This window comes from Rhizobium cerradonense, from assembly GCF_030182455.1.
Taxonomy (GTDB): Bacteria; Pseudomonadota; Alphaproteobacteria; order Rhizobiales; family Rhizobiaceae; genus Rhizobium.
The window spans coordinates 1-3,483 of record NZ_JAQJCK010000057.1; the positions used below are offsets into that span (position 1 = coordinate 1).

Consider the following 3,483-nt stretch of genomic DNA (forward strand, 5'->3'; position numbering starts at 1 on the left):
GTGCACGAATTACATCGGGAAATTCAATCCGGTGCATATCGCGCACAGCCGTCCCGACGGGTCTACATTCCGAAGAATGACGGAAGACTACGTCCCCTCGGTATTGCAGCGTTGGAAGAAAAGGTCGTGCAGATGGCCGTGTCCACGGTTCTGAGCGCGATCTATGAGCAAGACTTCCTCGGCTTCTCATACGGGTTCCGGCAAGGAAGGGGGCAGCATGACGCGCTGGACGCCTTGTGGGTTGGGATCGACAAGCGGAAGATCAACTGGATACTGGACGCGGATATTCGCTCGTTTTTGGATCGACTTTCATAATGCCCCCTGGTTCATGGCATGTGTTCGAAGAGGGTTGGGTTGTGATCTATGGTCTTGATCCATAGACCTTTTCTCTGTCCACGGATGACATGGACTGATTCCAACTCACCGTCTTTCACTCGCTGCAACAGACTTTGGCGGGAAAGCCCGAGGGTATCCATGGCGTCCCGGATAGGCTCGAAGCCATCGCCAGGCGTCGTAAGGAAGCGGGCCTTGAGTTCGTTGGTCAGTCGGATGCGCCAGGGCGCGCCGGGCGTGATCTGTTCCCCTCGAATGAGGCCGTCGTTCAAGTGGCGGTGAAGCGTTGACGGCGCCACGCCAAGGAAGCTGGCTGCCTGATGGATGGTCAGAATGTCGCCGTCTGTGGTTTGCGATTTGGCCTTGCAGGTGGGAATATTCCAATGGCGCCGCAAATTGCCGACTCGATTGGCGTCGAACCGGTGCCCGCGCGCTGTCTGGCGGCCCTGACGGTTGAGAATGCCGGCAATCACGGCGTCTGGATAATGAGGCGCCAGTCGCCGCAGCAGCGTCAGAGTGTCTTCGTCGGTACGAACCGTTGCCGGGCGCGAACGCGGCAGGGCGACATCGAGTTGATTAGTCGCGCCGCCTTTCCAGCGTAGAGTGAGACGCGCGCATGCCTTGTCGCGATCGACATGGAGGGTGACTTCCTCGATCAGCGTGCGCAGTAATTCCTTGTGGTCGCGTGCTGTGGTTGACGGTGCATGCCAGACGCTCGCCAGATCGACGCCAAGGGTGAGCAGGTTTTCCCGCTCGCCGGCCGACAACAGCCGTGGACGTGCCGCCTCTCGCCGTGTCAGCTCCGCCTTGGCCGCCTCCAGGGCACGCAGGGCCTCCTCCCACTCCCGTTCCACCGCGCGGGCGACCAGGCGATTGTCGGGATCGACAGCGCGATAGCGGCGCTCGGCACGGTTGACGGCGAACTGAGCCCGCTCCACGTCGAGCCGCCATTGCCTGAGAACCGCTTCCCGGTCGTTCTCCAGCTGCTTGGCAGCTTCGACCGTGGCGGCCAGGCGGGCCGGCTCAAGTGCCTCTAGGAATGCCGCGACCACGGCTTCATCGATCTGAACACCACCGACGTTGAGGCAATAGACGCCCCGTCCTTCGACGATGATTTTGCCAGCACAATGATAACCGGGTGCCGCGTTGCGGCCGCGATAATGGGTGCGCAACCGCCGTCCGCAATGGCCACAGCACGCAATACCTTGAAGCAAAGCACCTCCTTCGCGAACTGCACCAGCAGAGTGCTTGCTCGTGCCTGAATGCGGACGAGGCTGAGTATTGGCTGCCATGCGCTGCTGGTTGGCCTCGAAGGTCGGCCAGTCGATATAACCCGGATGATGGTCCTTGATCAGCACCTGCCACTCGTCCCTTGGCAATTTGCGCACCCGTTTGCGCCGTGCGCCGGTTTCGTCGAGCACTGTCTCATGGCGATTCTTGCCATAAACATACGCGCCGGCATAGACCGGATTGGCAAGAACGGCGTGAACACCATGGTAGCTTGCTTCGATCCAGCGTAGATCCTGATGTTCGCCGAGGCGCAGCGGGAATTTGATATCATTCGAGCGCAACCACAGCCAGACGCGACGTGCAGAACCAGTTCGGCGAAGCGGGCAAAGATTGTGCGGATGACATGGGAGACCGCTTCGTCGGGATGGATCAGGATATCACCATCCTCTTCGCCCCAGACGAAGCCAACAGGCAAGCCGCGACGCAATTCGCCGCGCGCCGCCTTGTTGCGGATGCCCCCGTCCAGCCGAGCGCGAAGGATGTGCAATTCCGCCTCGCTCATGGCCCCCTTGAGACCGAGCAAGAGTCGATCGTTGAACAAGGCCGGGTGATAAATGCCGTCGGCGTCGCCGATCAAAGTGTCGGTTAAGCCCGCCAGTTCGATCAGCCGATGCCAGTCCGCATTGTTACGCGCCAGCCGCGAGACCTCGAGGCCGAGCACGATGCCGACTCGGGCCAGTGCGACTTCGCTTGTCAGGCGGGCGAAACCGGTACGCATGACGCTGCCGGAGCCGGACAGGCCGAGGTCCTCGTCGATGACCACGATGCGCTCGGCAGGCCAGCCCAGTTCACGCGCCCGCCCGGAGAGGGCGTATTGCCGCTCGGTGGATTCCCGGTTGTTCTCCACCTGTGACGCGCTCGACTGGCGCAGGTAGACGACGGCCTGCCGTGCCAGATGGCCGGCGGCAACCTTGCTGCATTCAATCATCGCCGGTCTCCCTGGCTGTCAGCATGCGCGCGATCATTAGGGCCAGCCGGCGCAACGCCTTCGCCCGCGCCTCGGTGTCGAGCTTCTCCCAGGCAGGTGGCTCGGGAGGCCGGTTGCTGTCTTCCTCGGCAAATGTCAGCTTCAGTTGCATATGCCATCTCCTTGTCAGCGGGCGGCGACTCATCGCGCCGCTGAAGAAGAGCGTCGGTCACAAAGCGCAAATGCTGAAGATCTGCGAGCCGGCCGATGGCTACGTGGTTTGCCGGCGCGTCGGAGGAGGAAACTGCCGTATAGCCGATATCCGTCCACGCCACGGGAATGTGGCTGCGGCTGCCATCGGGTAATTCCACAAGCAACAACGGCGCGCCGCGGCACATCAGTCGCCGGACCACCAACAGAACACACCCTTCGAAGGCATGTCCCGTGCGGGTAATAGTTATCGACGTTGGGAGATCCTGGTGATGGGTAGTCTTGCGACGTTTCCTATGATGAAATCGATCACGAGTGGATGCTTCGTTTCCTGTCACATCGAGTAGGTGACCGCCGGCTGATACGTCTGATCCACAAATGGTTGAAAGCGGGCACGATTGAGGATGGCCGCCGCGTCGCATCAACGCGAGGAACTCCTCAAGGCTCTGTAGTTAGCCCCGTGCTATCCAATATCTACCTGCATTACGCATTGGATTTATGGGTCCAGCAATGGCGTACTCGAAATGCTAAAGGCGACGTGATCATTGTACGTTATGCCGACGACAGCGTGATTGGGTTCCAGTACGAAGGAGAGGCGCAGCGCTTCCTGCAAGAACTGCGGGAGCGTCTCGCCCAGTTTGGCTTGCAACTGCACCCGGAAAAGACGCGGCTGATACGCTTTGGGCGGTATGCTGTGCAACAATGCCGGGAACGTAGTATCCGCAAGCCAGAGACCTTCGACT

General features: G+C 60.6%; 3 protein-coding genes and 2 pseudogenes. 2 read left to right on the forward strand and 3 right to left on the reverse strand.

Annotated features, from left to right (window positions below; genetic code table 11):
- Positions 1 to 303, forward strand: a pseudogene (locus PH547_RS33510) (group II intron reverse transcriptase/maturase); the annotation flags it as partial.
- A gap of 23 nt (positions 304 to 326) precedes the next feature.
- Here the strand turns inward: PH547_RS33510 and PH547_RS33515 are convergent.
- From PH547_RS33515 to PH547_RS33525, 3 genes and pseudogenes are all read right to left on the reverse strand, one after another.
- The gene (locus PH547_RS33515; RefSeq protein WP_210320808.1) at positions 327 to 1,904 is read right to left on the reverse strand and encodes a recombinase family protein; all 1,578 of its coding nucleotides are present in this window, start codon (positions 1,902 to 1,904) and stop codon (positions 327 to 329) included.
- A gap of 206 nt (positions 1,905 to 2,110) precedes the next feature.
- Positions 2,111 to 2,551, reverse strand: a pseudogene (locus tag PH547_RS33520) (recombinase family protein); the annotation flags it as partial.
- On the reverse strand, positions 2,544 to 2,702 hold the full coding sequence (locus PH547_RS33525; RefSeq protein WP_184806357.1) for a hypothetical protein: 159 nt from the start codon (positions 2,700 to 2,702) through the stop codon (positions 2,544 to 2,546). The pseudogene PH547_RS33520 and the gene PH547_RS33525, both read right to left, overlap by 8 nt.
- A 357-nt stretch (positions 2,703 to 3,059) precedes the next feature.
- Between PH547_RS33525 and PH547_RS33530 the strand changes: the two genes are divergently transcribed.
- Positions 3,060 to 3,483 (forward strand): reverse transcriptase domain-containing protein (locus tag PH547_RS33530; protein ID WP_285170464.1); only part of this gene is annotated, 424 nt, incomplete at its 3' end.